This is a genomic window from Streptomyces sp. NPDC020422, from assembly GCF_044386705.1.
Classification (GTDB): domain Bacteria; phylum Actinomycetota; class Actinomycetes; order Streptomycetales; family Streptomycetaceae; genus Streptomyces.
The window spans coordinates 339,108-353,760 of sequence record NZ_JBIRVJ010000006.1; the positions used below are offsets into that span (position 1 = coordinate 339,108).

Here is a 14,653-nt window from a genome sequence, read left to right on the forward strand (position 1 = left end):
TCCTGATGCCAGCCGCCGCCCGTATCGGCGACCCCACCAACCACGGCGGCGCGATCGGCACGCCGCCGCCCGCCGCCGCCCGGAGCGTGGCGACGGTGCTGATCGGCGGCCGGCCCGCCGCCGTCACCGGCAGCCTGCACGTGTGCGTGGTGCCGCCGCACGCGGCGCTCGGCCCGGGCAACGTGCTGCTGCCCAATCCGGCCGCCGCCGTCTCCGGCCCCGTTCTCATCGGCGGACTGCCCGCCGCGCGCGCCCGCGACCAGACGACCTGCGGCGCGATGATCCTCACCGGCGCCCCGAACGTCCTGATCGGGGGCGTCTGATGAGCGAGCGGTTCATCGGGCGCGGCTGGGCCTTCCCCCTGCGGGTCGGGCCCACCGGCGGCATCGCCATGGTCGAGCGGGAACGGGAACTGGAGGAGGCCATCCGGCTGGTCCTGGGGACCGCGCCCGGCGAGCGGCCGATGCGGCCCGAGTTCGGCTGCGGCATCCACGAGTACGTGTTCGCTCCGGGCGACGGCGACACCGCCGGCCGGGTCGCGCAGCAGGTGCGCGAGGCGCTGGAACGGTGGGAGCCGCGGATCGTGGTGGACGAGGTCGTCGTGGCCTTCGACTCCGTGGACGCGGGCACCCTCTACATCGACGTGCACTACACCGTGCGGACCACCAACGACCGGCGCAATCTGGTCTTCCCCTTCTACACGATCCCCTCCGAGGAGGGGGTCGGGAAAATGGTCACGGACTGATGGCCCTGCCCTCCCCGAACCTGGACGACCGACGGTTCCAGCAGCTCGTCGACGAGGCGAAGCGGTACGTGCAGCAGCGCGCCCCGGAGTGGACCGACCACAACGTGTCCGACCCGGGCGTCACTCTGATCGAGACCTTCGCGTATCTCGTGGACCAGCTGCTCTACCGGCTGAACCGGGTCCCGGACAAGAACTACCTCGCCTTTCTCGACCTGTTGGGCATCCGGCTGTTCCCGCCCTCCGCCGCCGTCGCGGAGGTCGACTTCTGGCTCTCGGCCCCGCAGCCCGACACGGTGACGCTGCCCGCCGGGACCGAGGTGACGACCGCGGCCGGGGAGCCCGACGACCCCGACGAGGGGGTGGTCTTCGCGACGGTCGACCATCTGCGCATCGTGCCCAGCGAGTTGACGCGCCTGGTGAGCGCGCCCCGCAGCGGCGGGCAGACCGACAGGACCGCGGCGCTCGCCGAGGGGCGGGACATCCCGTGCTTCCAGGCGGTGCCGGAGCCGGGTGACTCCCTGCTGTTCGGGCTGCCGACCGCGGTGCCGCGCTGTGTGGTCGCCGTGCGCCTGGACAGCCGGGTACAGGGCGTCGGTGTCGACCCGCGCCAGCCGCCGCTGGTGTGGGAGGCGTGGGACGGCGGGCGCTGGCAGCGCTGCGAGACGGGATCCGACAGCACCGGCGGGCTCAACAGGCCGGGCGAGGTCGTCGTGTACGTCCCCGCCGGGCACACCGCGTCGGTGATCGGCGGGACCCGCGCGGGCTGGCTGCGCTGCCGGGTCACGGAGGCGGAGCCCGGCCAGCCGTTCTACTCGGAGTCCCCCACCGTGCGCGAGGCCGCCGTCTTCACCATCGGGGGGACGATGACCGTGGAGCACGCCGAGACGGTGACCGACGTCCCCCTCGGCACCTCGGAGGGAGTCGCCGGGCAGAGCTTCCGGCTCGGCCGGCCGCCCGTACTGCTCGACGGGGAGCCGCCGGTGGTGGAGGTGTCCTCCCCCGAGGGGTGGCAGCGCTGGGAGGTCGTGGAGCACTTCGGCCGTTCGGGCCCCGACGACCGGCACGTACGGGTCGACGCCACCCTGGGCGAGTTCACGTTCCCGCCGGTGCTGCGCGAGCCCGACGGCAGCCTGGGTTCCCGGGGGGCCGTCCCGCCCAAGGGCGCCCAGGTCAGGGTGGCCCGCTACCGCACCGGGGGCGGACCGGCGGGCAACGTCGCCCGGGGCGCCATCTCGGTGCTGCGCAGCTCCGTCCCGTACGTCACCCGGGTCGGCAACCGTGAGGCGGCGCGCGGCGGCGTGGCCGGCGAGACGCTCGACAACGCCCGGCTGCGGGCCCCGGAGGCGCTGCGCATGCAGGAGCGCGCGGTGACCGCCGAGGACTACGAGATCATCGCGCGCCAGGCCGCGCCGTCGGTGCTCCGGGTCCGCTGTCTGCCCGCGTCGGCCGAGGACGGCCCGGGCGCGGTACGGGTCCTGGTGGTGCCGGACGCCGTGGCCGACGAGGGCGACCGGCTCCGCTTCGAGCAGCTGATCCCCTCCGACCAGGTGCTGACGACGATCACGTCGGCCCTCGACGAACGGCGCCTCATAGGCACCCGCCTGGTCGTGGAGCCGCCCGCCTACCAGGGCGTCACCGTGGTGGCCCGGCTGTCGGCACCCGCGGCGGAGACCGACCGGGTACGGGAAGCGGCGCTCGCCGCGCTGTTCCGGCACCTCAACCCCCTGCGCGGCGGCCCCGAGGGAACGGGTTGGCCGTTCGGGCGGCCGGTGCAGTACGGGGAGGTGTTCGGCGTCCTGCAGCGCGCCGTCGGGGACGTCCTGGTGGAGGAGATCCGCCTGTTCGCCGCCGATCCGGTCACCGGACGGCGCGGTGCCCCGGTCGACCGCATCGACATCGGCGCGGGTGCGCTGGTCTTCTCGTACCAGCACCAGGTCGTCGTGACGGCCGCGAGCGGGGAGGAGCACCGGTGAGCCGGGCCGCCGTCCCGGGCCTGCCCAGCCGGCACCCGATCGGCGAGCAGCTGCCCGCGCTGTACGCCGACGACGACTTCGCGCAGCGGTTCACGGCCGGGCTCGACACGGTCCTGGCCCCCGTCTTCGCGACCCTCGACAACCTGCCCTCGTACTTCGATCCGCGGCTCGCGCCCCCCGACTTCCTCGCCTGGCTGGCCTCCTGGGTGGGCGGTGTCGACGATCCCCGGTGGCCCGTGGAGCTGCGGCGCGAGGCGGTGGCGCGCGCGGTCGAGCTGCACCGCCGGCGCGGCACCCGGCGCGGCCTGGTCGAGGCCCTGCGCCTGGTCCTGGGCGTGTCCGCCGAGGTCCGCGGGGACGGCGGGGCCACCTGGTCCAGTACGCCCGGCGCGGAGCTGCCGCCGCCCCCGGCCGACGAGGTCCTGGTCCGGGTGTGGCCCTGGCGCGAGGCCACGGTGGACGCGGAGCGCGTGCGCGCGCTCGTCCGCGCCCTGTGCCCCGTGCACACGGTCTGCCGGGTGGAGGTCCTGCCCGGTCCGCCCGCCGGTCCCGAAGGAGGCGACGACCTTGCGTGAATGCCCGGCGTGCGGGGCGCCCAACGGCGTGACGGACGACTTCTGCGGGAACTGCGGTGCGTATTTGGGGTGGTCCGTGGAGACGCCGGCGCCGGGTCGCCCCGGGCTCGGCTCCCCTGCCACCGGCCCGTCAGGAGGGGAGGCGCGGGAAGCCCGCCGCCAGGATTCCGCGACGGCACGCGAAGAGACCGCCGCCCCCACGACGCCCACCCGTGACCAGCCCGAACCTCCGGGGGCCCCACCCCCGGAGCGGACGCCATCGGGGCGGACGCCAGCGGAACGGATGCCATCGGGGCGGACGGCACCGGAACGGACGCCATCGGAACGGACGGCACCGGAGCGGACGCCATCGGAACCGGCCCCGCCCCGGACACCCCCGACCGCCCCCGCAGCCGCAGCTTCACTCCGGCCTCCGCCCTCGTCCCCTCCTCCACCCTCGTCCCCGCCTACGCCTACGCCTGGGCCTAGGCCTACGCCTACGTCTCCGCCTCCGGTCGACTCCCCCCGCCCCGTCCAGCCCGCCAAGGCGGTGGCGGCACGCCCGGTGGTGCGCACCGCCCCGGTGGAGGAGACGGGAAGCGGAGTGCCGTGCCCGGCCTGCGGCACGCCCAACACCCCGGACCGGCGGTTCTGCCGCCGTTGCGCGGCACGCCTGACCCCCGCCTCGGCGCCGCCCGCCCTGCCCTGGTGGCGTACCGTCTGGCCGTTCCGCCGGCGGGTCCGGGCGGGCTCGGGCCGGGCGGCCCGCTTCGTGACGGTCCTGATCGTGGTGCTCGCCCTGTGCGGGGCCGCGTTCCTGCTCCTCCCGGCGGGCCGCCACCTCATCGAGGACACCCGGGACAAGCTGGGCAAGGCCGAGGCGGTGACTCCCGCCCGCGTCCGGGCGAGCGCCGAGGTCCCCGGGCACCCGGCGGGTGACACGACGGACGGGCTCAGCAACCGCTACTGGGGCGCGCCAGGCGCCGGCGCCTCCGCGACGTACACGTTCGCCAGGCCTTTCCGCCTGGTCGACGTGATCGTCACGAACGGCGCCTCGTCGGCCCCGGAGCAGTACGCGCTCCAGGGTCGGGCGCTGCGGATCGAGATGGAGGTGACGACGAAGGACGGCGGGACGGTGCGCAAGTCCCTGGCCCTGAGCGACAAGGCCGGTCCGCAGACGTTCCCCACCGGCATCAGCGACGTCACGTCGGTCCGCCTGGTCCTCGACTCGCCCACGGGTCTGTCCCGTGGGCGCCATCTGGCCGTCGCGGAGGTGGAGTTCTTCAAGCGGGGTTGAGCCGAGCCGGGGTCGGCCACCTCAACACGGGTGCGGAAGCACCGATCAGCCGGCGGCCGGGGCGTCGATGATCTTGCCGTCCTTGTCGATCGTGTGGGTGTCCCAGTACACGTCCCACTTGTCGCCGACCTGCTGGGGCACCTTGCCCTCCGGGTACCGCACGAAGCCGGCGGGGGGCTCCTGCTTGTCCGAGACGCAGGCCGACCCGGTGCCGCCCACGGACAGGACGGGGTACTCCCCGCTGCTGCAGACGTCTTCCTGGCACTCGAAACCGCATCCGGCCAGGGCGAGGACGGCGGCCGCGCTCGCGAGCGCGGCGCCCACGAGACGGGCCTTCCCGTAACGCGGTGCAGGGGCCTGTCGGTTCAGGGTGGTGGGCGTGTGCACGGCGGTCTCCCTTTCGTCTGGTCCGGCCCCAACTCTCGCCCCAGGGAGCCGCCGTGGCGTGAGTACGCGTACTCAGGGTTGCCCGGCCGGATGCTCAGCAGGCCGGAGCCGTGGTGGGTGCGCCGGGTTCCTCAGGGCGTACTCCGGGCAGGCACCCGGGCACTCCGAGCAGACACCCGGGCAGCCTGCGTACGACCACTCCACCGCGTCCGTGGTGGCTCCGGACGGCGGCAGCGACCGGCGTCCCCCCGGTCGAAAGTGATCCACTCGTTCGAGGGCGATGATCGTTTCTTCGCTGGGGCTGGGTGACGGAGCGCGGCATGATCGCGACTCCCTGCCCGTGCCCGCAGCAGGGTGTGTTCCGTCCCCTGCCCCTGGAGGTGGCCGCTGATGTGGCTCGTCATCGTCGTCGCCGTCGTCGCCCTGCTCGCCGGGCTCGCCGCCAACCGCTGGCTGCGGCCCCGGCTGGTCGCCGATGACGACGACACGGGAATGGCGGTCAAGGACATGGTCGGCCCGCTGCTCACGATGACCGTCCTGCTGCTGTCCTTCGTGCTGGTCACCGCCAACAGCTCGTACGGCAAGGCCGAGGTCGCCTCCCGCGGTGAGGCCCGGGCCCTGGACCAGCTCGTGGAGACCGCCGAGTACGCGCCTCAGGTGCAGCGCGCCCGGATCCAGTCCGACGCGGTCTGCTACGCCCGCGCCGTGCGCGAGCAGGAATGGCCGGCCATGTCCGACGGCCATGGGTCTCCGGCGCCCAGCGTGTGGTCGACGGACTTCCGGCTGGCCTTCCGGACCCTGGAGGGCAAGCCGGTCTTCGGCATGCTGATCGGCGCCGACAACAAGCGCTCCGACGAGCGCGAGGAGCGCCTCACCCAGGCGAGCGCGAGCATCCCCAGCGCCATCTTCTGGTTCCTGCTCGCCACCCTCGTCATCACCGTGATGGCGCTCGGAATCTGCCTGCCGCGGAGGAACAACCGCGGGCAGCTGATCACCCTGACGGTGATCACCGCGCTCCTGACCACGATGCTGATCATCATCCGGGACGTCGACCGCCCGTTCGGCGGCATCATCAACGTGGAGCCGACGGCGATCACCGAGGTGGAGCAGCAGGCCAATCGGGACTTCCTCTCCCACAACCCGGCCACCGGCCTGCCCTGCGACGACAAGGGCAACCGCCTCGCCGCCTGACCTGGCCGCCCTGGCAAGGAGTGCGCGGTGTCCGGTCCGCGGACGCGAGAGCCCGGACGTGGCTACCGGTCGCTGCGGTCGACCGCGCGGGAGGCGAACGAGCTCGGGCGGATGGCGAACAGCTCGCGGGTGCCGGTCAGGTCCATCACCTGGAGTGCCTGTCGCGGCACGTCGGTGAGTTCGAGACGGCCGCCTTCGTTGTGGGCGCGTGCGCGCAGGATCAGGAACAGGTTGATGCCGGTGGAGTCCATGAACGTCATCCGGGACAGGTCCAGGACCAGGACCTGCCCGCTCAGGGGCGGGAGGGCGTCGGTGACGTTCGTGACCTGGTCGCGGGTGTCGAGGTCGAGCTCGCCGACCAGGGCCACCACGGTGGTGTCGGCATGGGCGCGCACGTGCACGGTGAGGGCGGGAAGCATCGTCTTCCGCCGTTTCTGCTGCAGCCCATTACGGTCGGCTCCCACAATGAGGGGCGGAAGAGGGCCGTCAAGCGCGCGGCGCCGGGCCGCGTATAGCCGAGCGAGACCACCCGTACCATCCGACAGCCACCGAAGGTGACTGGTTGGTAGCGCGGGGTCTCCCACCGGACCAGGCTGGTTGCTACCAGTATTCCCCCTGCCCGCCACTCTCACCCGCCGGTCTCGACCGTCAGCCCTACGCTCCGTCTCCGGGGCCCTGGCGAGGGGCCCCGAGGGGGCCCGATGAGGCGCCCCGATGAGGCGCCCTGATGAGAGGCCTTGGGCCTTGGTGAGGCGCCCTGATGAGTGGCAAGTCGGGCGGAGCGGCAGGGGCGGCGGCGCCGGATCCTCGGGGCGCGTGCTTCAGACCCCGTGCGAGGCGTGGCCGCCGCCGACCGGGGTGGGCAGGCGCAGATCGGCCCACACGGTCTTGCCGCCCGGGGCGGCCTCGGAGCCCCAGGCGGTGCTGGTGCGCTCGACGATGCGCAGGCCCCGGCCTCCCGGCTCGTCCGGACGGGGGGTACGCGGGTGCGGCCTGACGGTGGAGGTGTCGGACACCTCCACCCGCACCGCGGCGGCCTCCTGGCCACCGGGGGTGTCGAGGCGTATTTCGAGGGCGGTGGGACCGTCCGCGTGCTGGACGGCGTTGCTGAGCAGTTCGGCCACCACCAGCAGGACGTCGCCTACCCCGACCTGGGCGGCGTCGGGCAGCTGGTCGGCCAGGACGGCACGGGTGAAGTCCAGCCCCCGGCCGACGACGCGCTCGTGGCGCCCGTCCGGGGTGAACGGCAGGCGGTGACGGTGGCGGTGGCCGGGCTGCTGGACGGTCATGGCACAGGTTCCGTGTCAGGGCGTACACGATGGGTAGGCCCCGCATCTTCCCGGCTTCGGGACGGCTAAGCAGAGGGGGCGGCTCCGGCGTGGGCGACGGCGTGCTCGAGGGTCAGGTAGAGAGGAAGGGCTTCTGCGGTGTCGGTCGCCTCCAGCACCGCGAGGACGTGCGGACCGGGCGCGGCGAGCACCAGGGCGACGTCGCGCTCGACGGCCCAAGAGCGGGCGGCCAGCAGCGCGTTCAGCGCGCTCGCGGTGAACAGGGTGACGTTCGAGCAGTCGACGGCGACGAGTTCGTCGGTCTGCAGGACCGCTCGGTGCAGGGTGCGCCGGACTTGGCGTTCGTTGTCGAGGGTGAGGTCGCCGGCCAGGGCGCACACCACCACGCTCCCCAGGCGCACGAGGGTGGCCGGGGTGTCCGGCACGGGCAGCGAGGAAGAAGGGTTGCTCGTCATCCGACGCCTCCTGGCCCACCGAAGGCTCCACCGTCGAAGGTGGGCCGGGGCATCGGACCCCGCGCGGGTGCGGGAGACAGTGCGGCGACAGCCGACGGGCATCCGGTGCGCCGAGACGGCGCGACCGTTCACCCAGCTCCTACCCCTCCCACCGACAACTACCTTGATCCACGGCCCGGACTTTCGCCACTCGTGCCGCCGACCAGCGATCCATGGGCGAAAGCCCAGGTCAGACCGCTCAACTCGGGGAGCATCCGGGACGGACGCAGGACAGGTTGCCCCCTCCTGGTCGCGCCAGGGGCAATGGGTGAGCGCCGGACCCCTCGTAAAAATGTTAGCGCAACCATTTTCCGGGCGACAAGAGTCCCCACACCTTCCTGCTGCAATCCCCTTGGGGGCGGAGCGGGCCCGAGCGGCCGCCGTGAGGCCGTGGTGCGGCTGTTGACGGGAGCGGTGGACCGGCACGAGTATCGGTGGCGTTGTCTCCGCGGTGGCGCCGGGAACCTCCTCGCACTCGTGCCCGTCCCGACGGAGAGGTCCCATGTCCCGATCCCGCTCGCTCGCGTCCCGGCTGCTCGGCATCGTCGCCGTACTCGGCCTCGCACTCGGCCTGCACTTACAGGCGGCTCCACGGGCCGCTGCCGCGTCGCTGGTCCAGATCACGAACTTCGGCGCCAACCCGACCGGCCTGCTGATGCACGTATACGCACCGGACAGCGTCAGGCCCGACCCGCCGATCCTGCTCGCGCTGCACGGCTGCCAGGGGACGGGCCCCTACATGCACTCCAGCACCGACTTCGCCTCCCAGGCCGACACGTACGGTTTCCTCGTCATCTACCCCTCGACGAGCCCGAGCGGAAGCTGCTGGGACGTCTCGTCGGACCAGGCGCTGACCCGCAACGGCGGCAGCGACCCGGTCGGGCTCATGTCGATGATCACCTACGCGGAGCGGCACTACGGCGGCAACCCCGACGCCGTGTACGTGACCGGGCAGTCCTCCGGCGCCATGATGACCAACGTGATGCTCGCCGACTACCCCGACGTCTTCAAGGCGGGCGCGGCGTTCATGGGGGTGCCCTACCACTGCTTCGCCACCGGCACCGTGCGCGGCTGGAACTCGGCCTGCGCCCAGGGCCAGGTGTCCAAGACGCCGCAGCAGTGGGGCGGACTGGTGCGGAACACCGGATACCCCGGCTACAACGGTCCACGGCCGCGCGTGCAACTGTGGCACGGGACCGCCGACTCCATCCTGAGCCACGACAACCTCGGCGAAGAGATCAAGCAGTGGGCCGACGTCCTCGGCGTCAGCCAGACGCCGTCGTCGACCGACACCCCAGCGGCGAACTGGACCCGGACCCGGTACGGCAACAGCGCCGGCACCCCCCAGGTCGAGGCGTACAGCCTGGCCGGGACGGGACACCAACTGCCGGTCAAGGGAGCGGGGATGGCGGCCGAAGCGGTCCACTTCATGGGACTGGACGCGGGCCCCTCGGGCGGGACGACGGGCGCGCTGCGTGCGGTGGCCGCGGGCAAGTGCCTGACCGACACGAACACGACGCCGGGCACGCAGCAGCAGATCCACACCTGCAACGGCGGCGCGAACCAGACCTGGACGCGTACGGCGTCGAACCAGCTGACCGTGAACACCGGCGGCGGCACCCGCTGCCTGGACGCCAGCGCCAAGGGAACCACCAACGGCACCAAGGTGATCGCCTGGCCCTGCAACGGCCAGCCCAACCAGCAGTGGAAGTTCAACCCGAACGGCACGGTCACCGGGGCCCAGTCGGGCCTCTGCCTGGACGTGGCCGGCCTGGGAACCACCGACGGCACGCCCGTCCAACTCTGGTCCTGCAGCGGCGGCACGAACCAGCGGTGGACGATGGGGTGACACCGCAGCCGACCCGCAGGGGCACACCGAACGAGGCCCACCCCTGCGGGCCGGCCGGTGAGGGTTTCCTGACCCGCCGCCTCATGTGACGATCGCCGGCGTTCGGCTGGACACCCACGTCGCCAAGACGGGCGCCGGCGTCCGAGTCGCGCGTCAGCACACTGACTCAGACGCCAACCGCGGTTACGAGCAGGTCGGCAGCCCCGTAGAGGCCGAGGAAGAGTCCACCGTCACGGCGATCGACAGCGCTTCGCCCAAGAAGCCGCTTCTGATGACTCTAGTAGCGGGAGGCGCGATTCCCTGGGGATCAAAGGAGTCTTGGTGAGCCCGCCGGTCGGGGAGGGCGATTGCGTGTGGCACGCTGCGCCTCGTGGAAGAAGAAATGGTCAGGACACAGGCGCCGCAGCGCCGCATAGTCGATCCGGAGGAGGCTCTCGCGCTCCTGGAGGGTGCTGTCCCTGGATTGACCGACCTGCGTCGGCCGGCGCGAGCGGTCATCGACTGGGCGGGGTTTGAGGAGGGCCTGGGCGCCCGACTTCCCTCTGACTTCAAACACCTCGCGGAGTGGTACCCGACCTTCGACATCGGGGACTTCCTTCTGGTCCGGCTACCTGAACCGGGCGAAGAAGGCCGCGCACTGCAGGGCACCCGTGACACCCTCGAAGTGCTTGCCGCTGCCTGGCTGGAGCCCCGTCTCGGCCTGCTGGCCCACCCCGCTCCCGGTGGGCTGCTGCCCTGGGGCGAGTCGTGCGACGGTGACAAGTTCATGTGGAGCACGACAGGACCGACACCACAGGACTGGGTCGTCACGGTCGCTTCTCGCGGCGGGGCTTGGTGGCACTACCGTGGAGGTGCCGTCCAGTTCCTCGCGGAGTACTGCACTGGGATTCTGGAGCCCTGGGGATTGCCGCCGATCGACCTGGAAGTCCCCCCAAGCTGATCGGCTCCCAGGAAGCTATCCGCGCGTGAGGCGCCGGTATCCAATGAGAGCTGCGGCGACACCGGCAAAGGCCAGGAAATGCTCGGTCAAGCCCGCGTGGACCGCGACGACCCACTGCGCCGCCACGCCCGCCACCGCCACCGCCACCGCCACGATCGGCATCGCCCTCTACCAGAAGCCCAGGATGTTCGTACTACAGGGAACGCAAGACCGGGGGCGGGGCATCGTGTATCACGGCCCGGAATCGGATTCGATTACCAAGTCGCCATATACTGACCCGATTCTTGAAGTGGAGGGTTCCGTGTCTGAGTTCATGAGGGCTGCAAGGGCGCTCATCCGCGCAAGAGACGAAGGAGCGGCAGACGGCGATCACGAACTCATCGCCACGAAGTTCGTCGAAGCAGTGACGTTCGAAGACCCAGACGTCATCTACCGAGACATGAAACACCTCCTCAGGGAAGACTGGATGGCTCTGCCCTCGTGGGCGCGAAACCTTGCTTTCCGCCTCGCGTGCCTCCAGAAGCCCGACGACCGAGAACTCCTGATGGCGGCAGCCGCCGATCTGGAACAATTCGGACCGGACTGGGATGATCAAGCGGCCGAGCTCATGAGGCGAGTGAGTAAAATGCGCCCCGAGTCGTAATGGACAAGCGACTCCAGAAACGCCAGGAGCAATCGGAAGCCGGCCGATCTGTCAACATTCACCGACGCAACGAATGACTCTCCTTCGGTCGTCAAGGCCGAGGCTACGCGGCTCGTCGACGGCCTGTCCTGCGCACAGAACCGCCACGTACCAGCGCTTTCCGTAGGGCACTCACAGCCGGGGACGGCATGCTTGATTCCGCTTGCCGAGAAGTTATGTCCACCCGACACGTGCACTTTGGCGCCGTCGGCATTGCTCCAGTCCCCGACCAACCTGCTGGATCACGGCAGGTAAGACGTCGGCCTGCCGGTCCACCAGGATTGCCGACTTCGACACCAAGAATCGGCTCGACTTCCATCCGCCCGCCGGCGCGGCCCGGACGCGCTCTGACGTACGGGGCGTACGGGGCGACACCCGGTCGCCTTCTTGGCTCGCCCCACCCAGGAGCGGTCAGGACTGCTCACCGCTCCGAGCCCCTCCTCGCGGTCAGGCAGAGGGGCGCCGCCTGGGGCCGCCGCCGCTGCCGTTCAGCGGGATCAGGCTCTCCAGGTGAGCGCCTCTGACCCAGGAGCCCAGCATGTCGCGGTGCAGTGCCACGATGTCCTGGCGCAGCGCCAGGCATGTTTCCTTGGCTGTTCCAGCAGGCCTGGCTGGTCGTCTTCCAGTCGCCCATGACCGAGACCCCGCTCGGGTGGGGTCGTTGGTCGACGTGGTGTGGGTAGGCGAGGCACAACTCGCCCGCGATCGGTGCTGCTTCCGTGGCACTCGGAACCGCGGAGTTGCCCGCCAAGGCCCGCAGCCCTGATCGAGAGCACGACCGAAGCTTGGCGCGAATCTTCTCTCGCCCGCACCGAGGCCTTGGCAATTCGCTCCACACGGCGACGGCCGCCCGCCTTTCGTCTGCCGAGCTGATCCTCGGAACTCCGGGACGTTCAGGGCCCCTCTCTCGCCACCTGACGGAGGCCGTGCCGTCTGCGAGATGCAGAACAGAGGACCGCTAAGCCTTATCGCAGCATGTCGGCGATCGCCCGGACCGCTTCCCGCGCCGTGCGCCCCACCCCCACCAGCGTGGCCGAGGCCGGGCCCGTCCAGTCGCCGTATCCCAGGAGGTGGACGCGGGGGTCGGTGAGGGAACGGGTGCCTTGGGTGGGGATGCGGCCGTCGGAGGTGCGCAGCGCTAGGGGGGCGAGGTGGGTGAGGGCCGGGCGGAAGCCTGTGCACCAGATGATGGCGTCCGCCTCCGCGGTCATGCCGTCCGCCCATGCCACGCCGGTCGGCGTGAGGTGGTCGAACATCGGGGTGGCCTTGAGGAGGCCGGCGTCGCGGGCCTCGCGGACGGGTGGGACGGCGACGATGTCGCCGAGGGCGGAGATGCCGCCGGCGTCGGGGCGGCCCTCGTCGAGGGCGCGGCGGCGGGCGGTCGCGGCGTCGAAGAGGGCACGGCCGTCGATGTCGTCGGGGAGGTAGCGGGGTTCGCGCAGGGTGGCCCAGGTGAGCTGGGTGTCGTGCGCGAGGTCGGCGGCGATCTGGGCGCCGGAGTTGCCGCCTCCGACCACGATGACCCGTCGGCCCGCGAACGTCGCCGCGTTGTCGTATTCGACGGTGTGGAGTTGGCGGCCGCGGAAGTCCTGGCGGCCGGGGATCGTCGGTACGAAGGGGCGCGACCAGGTGCCGGTGGCACTGATGACCGCGCGGGCGTGCCAGGTGCCGGAGTCGGTTTCCGTGCGGAGGAGTTCACCTTCGTCGTGGACTCCTCGGACTCGGACCGGGCGGACTACGGGCAGGTCGTACCGCTGCTCGTAGTCGGTGAGGTACTCCACGACATGGCCGGCCTCGGGGAACTGCTCCCCCGGCTGGGGCGGCATGAGGCGGCCCGGGAGGGAGGAGTACGCCGCCGGGGAGAACAGGTGGAGGGAGTCCCAGGCGTGCCGCCAGGCGCCGCCCGGAGCCGTGCCCGCGTCGAGGACGACGAAGTCGAGGCCGGCTCGGCGCAGGTGGTAGCCGGCGGCGAGACCGGCCTGACCTCCGCCGATCACCACAACGTCGAACGTCCGGCTCATGTCGGGGACTTCCCTTCTTCCGATTGCTTCGAGTTCGGTTGCGTACGGGTGGCGGCGAGGGCGGCGACGGCAGCGACCGCCGCAAGCAGTGCGAACAGGTGAGGGTATCCGCCCAGCCAGCCGGCGAGGGCCGTGCTCGCGAAGGGCGCGAGGGCGCCGGCCGCGGTCGGAAGCGCTCCGAGGAGCCCGGACAGCCTCCCGTAGTGCGCCGCTCCCCAGCGCTCCGTGACGGCGGTTGCCTGGGCGAGGGTGAGGTTCCCCCGGATCATGCCTGTCGTCATGGAGAGAGCGACGACCAAGGGGTAGGGACCGGGAACCGCTGCCAGCGCGGCTGTCGTGAGGCCGCCGCCCGCTATGAGGACGGCCAGGCGCAGGCGGGGCCCGGTGCGGCGGGCGAGCAGCGCGTAGAAGAGGCGGCCCAGGGTCTGGCCCGCCCCGCCGAGGCCGAGGGCCAGGGCCGCGGCCGTGAGGGAGAAGCCCCGCTCGACCATCAGGGGTACGAGGGCTACGACGACCGCGTACGTCGCGAAGGCCGAGAGCGTCAGTGCGGTGACGAGCATGGCGAAGGGCCGGCTCCGCGCCACGTCCGACGCCTCACCGTGGGCCTCGACGGTGGGCGTCACCGCGGGCCAGGGAGCGTTCAGGGCGGTCGCGTGTGCGGGGATCGTGACGGCCGCGAGCACCACGGCGAGGGCGAGGTACGTGCCCCGCCAGCCCAGGCGGTCGGCGAGGGTCGCGGTGAGCGGGGCGAAGGCGGTGGAGGCGAGGCCTCCCGCGAGAGTGACGACGGTGAGGGCGCGGACGTGGTCGGGCGCCCACCAGCGGGTCAGGGCGGCGAAGGCCGGCTGGTAGAACGTCGCGGCCATGGCCGGTCCCGCCAAGGCCCAGCCCGTGAAGAAGACGGTCAGGTCGGGTGCGGTGGCGATGACCGTCAGGCTCACTGCGCCCAGGACCGATCCCGCCGTCATGACCGCCCTGGGGCCTCTGCTGTCGATGACCCTGCCCACGATGATGCCGGAGAGCGCCGAGCCGACGAGCGCCAGCGAGAAGGCACCGGTGGTCGCACGGGGCGACCAGCCGGTCGTGGCCGTGATCTGGGCGCTCAGGACCGGGAAGGCGTAGTAGAGGATGCCCCAGCTCGTGATCTGGGTGAGGCACAGGGCCCACAGCGCCCGGCGCGGTCGCCCCTGGGTCGGGGCGAGCGGCCGGGCGGCTGCGACCGGTGGCATCG

General features: G+C 71.9%; 15 protein-coding genes and 1 pseudogene. 9 read left to right on the forward strand and 7 right to left on the reverse strand.

Annotated elements, in window-relative coordinates:
• Positions 1 to 5: 5 nt before the first annotated feature.
• The 5 genes from ACH414_RS18515 to ACH414_RS18535 all read left to right on the forward strand — a co-directional run bounded on the left by ACH414_RS18515 (position 6) and on the right by ACH414_RS18535 (position 4,569).
• Positions 6 to 323: a PAAR domain-containing protein gene (locus tag ACH414_RS18515; protein WP_382533716.1), complete on the forward strand. Its 318-nt coding sequence runs from the start codon at positions 6 to 8 to the stop codon at positions 321 to 323.
• Entirely contained in the window at positions 323 to 745 is a 423-nt protein-coding gene (locus ACH414_RS18520) for a GPW/gp25 family protein (protein WP_382533715.1), read from the forward strand. Before ACH414_RS18515 ends, ACH414_RS18520 begins: the two co-directional genes overlap by 1 nt.
• Complete coding sequence (locus tag ACH414_RS18525; RefSeq protein ID WP_382533713.1) at positions 745 to 2,718, forward strand: putative baseplate assembly protein; 1,974 nt, start codon at positions 745 to 747, stop codon at positions 2,716 to 2,718. Before ACH414_RS18520 ends, ACH414_RS18525 begins: the two co-directional genes overlap by 1 nt.
• Positions 2,715 to 3,293 (forward strand): phage tail protein, encoded by a 579-nt coding sequence (locus ACH414_RS18530; protein ID WP_382533712.1) that lies wholly within the window; start codon positions 2,715 to 2,717, stop codon positions 3,291 to 3,293. The genes ACH414_RS18525 and ACH414_RS18530 overlap by 4 nt, the downstream gene beginning before the upstream one ends.
• A gap of 529 nt (positions 3,294 to 3,822) precedes the next feature.
• Positions 3,823 to 4,569: an NADase-type glycan-binding domain-containing protein gene (locus ACH414_RS18535; RefSeq protein WP_382533710.1), complete on the forward strand. Its 747-nt coding sequence runs from the start codon at positions 3,823 to 3,825 to the stop codon at positions 4,567 to 4,569.
• Between the two features lie 45 nt (positions 4,570 to 4,614).
• Here the strand turns inward: ACH414_RS18535 and ACH414_RS18540 are convergent, their stop codons facing one another.
• Positions 4,615 to 4,956, reverse strand: coding sequence for an SCO0607 family lipoprotein (locus tag ACH414_RS18540; RefSeq protein WP_398942480.1), 342 nt, complete (start codon positions 4,954 to 4,956; stop codon positions 4,615 to 4,617).
• A gap of 390 nt (positions 4,957 to 5,346) precedes the next feature.
• Here ACH414_RS18540 and ACH414_RS18545 point away from each other — a divergent pair, with 390 nt between their 5' ends.
• Positions 5,347 to 6,147: a hypothetical protein gene (locus tag ACH414_RS18545; RefSeq protein ID WP_386566682.1), complete on the forward strand. Its 801-nt coding sequence runs from the start codon at positions 5,347 to 5,349 to the stop codon at positions 6,145 to 6,147.
• A 62-nt stretch (positions 6,148 to 6,209) separates the two neighbouring features.
• Here ACH414_RS18545 and ACH414_RS18550 read toward each other — a convergent pair whose 3' ends face one another.
• The 3 genes from ACH414_RS18550 to ACH414_RS18560 all read right to left on the reverse strand — a co-directional run bounded on the left by ACH414_RS18550 (position 6,210) and on the right by ACH414_RS18560 (position 7,891).
• Positions 6,210 to 6,566 carry an STAS domain-containing protein gene (locus tag ACH414_RS18550; protein WP_398942482.1) on the reverse strand — a complete coding sequence of 119 codons (357 nt, stop codon included), beginning with the start codon at positions 6,564 to 6,566 and terminating at the stop codon, positions 6,210 to 6,212.
• Positions 6,567 to 6,968: 402 nt separating this feature from the next.
• Positions 6,969 to 7,436, reverse strand: coding sequence for an ATP-binding protein (locus ACH414_RS18555; RefSeq protein ID WP_398942483.1), 468 nt, complete (start codon positions 7,434 to 7,436; stop codon positions 6,969 to 6,971).
• A 65-nt stretch (positions 7,437 to 7,501) separates the two neighbouring features.
• Positions 7,502 to 7,891 (reverse strand): STAS domain-containing protein, encoded by a 390-nt coding sequence (locus tag ACH414_RS18560; protein ID WP_398942485.1) that lies wholly within the window; start codon positions 7,889 to 7,891, stop codon positions 7,502 to 7,504.
• A 541-nt stretch (positions 7,892 to 8,432) separates the two neighbouring features.
• Here ACH414_RS18560 and ACH414_RS18565 point away from each other — a divergent pair.
• The 3 genes from ACH414_RS18565 to ACH414_RS18575 all read left to right on the forward strand — a co-directional run bounded on the left by ACH414_RS18565 (position 8,433) and on the right by ACH414_RS18575 (position 11,362).
• Positions 8,433 to 9,779 (forward strand): PHB depolymerase family esterase, encoded by a 1,347-nt coding sequence (locus ACH414_RS18565; RefSeq protein ID WP_398942487.1) that lies wholly within the window; start codon positions 8,433 to 8,435, stop codon positions 9,777 to 9,779.
• A 370-nt stretch (positions 9,780 to 10,149) separates the two neighbouring features.
• Positions 10,150 to 10,719: an SMI1/KNR4 family protein gene (locus ACH414_RS18570; RefSeq protein WP_391768913.1), complete on the forward strand. Its 570-nt coding sequence runs from the start codon at positions 10,150 to 10,152 to the stop codon at positions 10,717 to 10,719.
• A 43-nt stretch (positions 10,720 to 10,762) separates the two neighbouring features.
• Positions 10,763 to 11,362 carry a hypothetical protein gene (locus ACH414_RS18575; protein ID WP_398942490.1) on the forward strand — a complete coding sequence of 200 codons (600 nt, stop codon included), beginning with the start codon at positions 10,763 to 10,765 and terminating at the stop codon, positions 11,360 to 11,362.
• A 486-nt stretch (positions 11,363 to 11,848) separates the two neighbouring features.
• Here the strand turns inward: ACH414_RS18575 and ACH414_RS18580 are convergent.
• From ACH414_RS18580 to ACH414_RS18590, 3 genes and pseudogenes are all read right to left on the reverse strand, one after another.
• Positions 11,849 to 11,980, reverse strand: a pseudogene (locus ACH414_RS18580) (restriction endonuclease); the annotation flags it as partial.
• 386 nt (positions 11,981 to 12,366) lie between these two features.
• Complete coding sequence (locus ACH414_RS18585; RefSeq protein WP_386566672.1) at positions 12,367 to 13,422, reverse strand: ArsO family NAD(P)H-dependent flavin-containing monooxygenase; 1,056 nt, start codon at positions 13,420 to 13,422, stop codon at positions 12,367 to 12,369.
• On the reverse strand, positions 13,419 to 14,651 hold the full coding sequence (locus ACH414_RS18590) for an MFS transporter (protein ID WP_398942492.1): 1,233 nt from the start codon (positions 14,649 to 14,651) through the stop codon (positions 13,419 to 13,421). The genes ACH414_RS18585 and ACH414_RS18590 overlap by 4 nt, the downstream gene beginning before the upstream one ends.
• Positions 14,652 to 14,653 lie beyond the last annotated feature (2 nt).

What these genes read in the sequence shown, in the direction of transcription:
- ACH414_RS18515 (WP_382533716.1), top strand. Translation starts at nt 6, where the DNA reads ATGCCAGCCGCCGCCCGTATCGGCGACCCCACCAACCACGGCGGCGCG.
- ACH414_RS18520 (WP_382533715.1), top strand. Translation starts at nt 323, where the DNA reads ATGAGCGAGCGGTTCATCGGGCGCGGCTGGGCCTTCCCCCTGCGGGTC.
- ACH414_RS18525 (WP_382533713.1), top strand. Translation starts at nt 745, where the DNA reads ATGGCCCTGCCCTCCCCGAACCTGGACGACCGACGGTTCCAGCAGCTC.
- ACH414_RS18545 (WP_386566682.1), top strand. Translation starts at nt 5,347, where the DNA reads ATGTGGCTCGTCATCGTCGTCGCCGTCGTCGCCCTGCTCGCCGGGCTC.
- ACH414_RS18550 (WP_398942482.1), bottom strand. Translation starts at nt 6,566, where the DNA reads ATGCTTCCCGCCCTCACCGTGCACGTGCGCGCCCATGCCGACACCACC.
- ACH414_RS18555 (WP_398942483.1), bottom strand. Translation starts at nt 7,436, where the DNA reads ATGACCGTCCAGCAGCCCGGCCACCGCCACCGTCACCGCCTGCCGTTC.
- ACH414_RS18560 (WP_398942485.1), bottom strand. Translation starts at nt 7,891, where the DNA reads ATGACGAGCAACCCTTCTTCCTCGCTGCCCGTGCCGGACACCCCGGCC.
- ACH414_RS18565 (WP_398942487.1), top strand. Translation starts at nt 8,433, where the DNA reads ATGTCCCGATCCCGCTCGCTCGCGTCCCGGCTGCTCGGCATCGTCGCC.
- ACH414_RS18575 (WP_398942490.1), top strand. Translation starts at nt 10,763, where the DNA reads ATGAGAGCTGCGGCGACACCGGCAAAGGCCAGGAAATGCTCGGTCAAG.
- ACH414_RS18585 (WP_386566672.1), bottom strand. Translation starts at nt 13,422, where the DNA reads ATGAGCCGGACGTTCGACGTTGTGGTGATCGGCGGAGGTCAGGCCGGT.
- ACH414_RS18590 (WP_398942492.1), bottom strand. Translation starts at nt 14,651, where the DNA reads ATGCCACCGGTCGCAGCCGCCCGGCCGCTCGCCCCGACCCAGGGGCGA.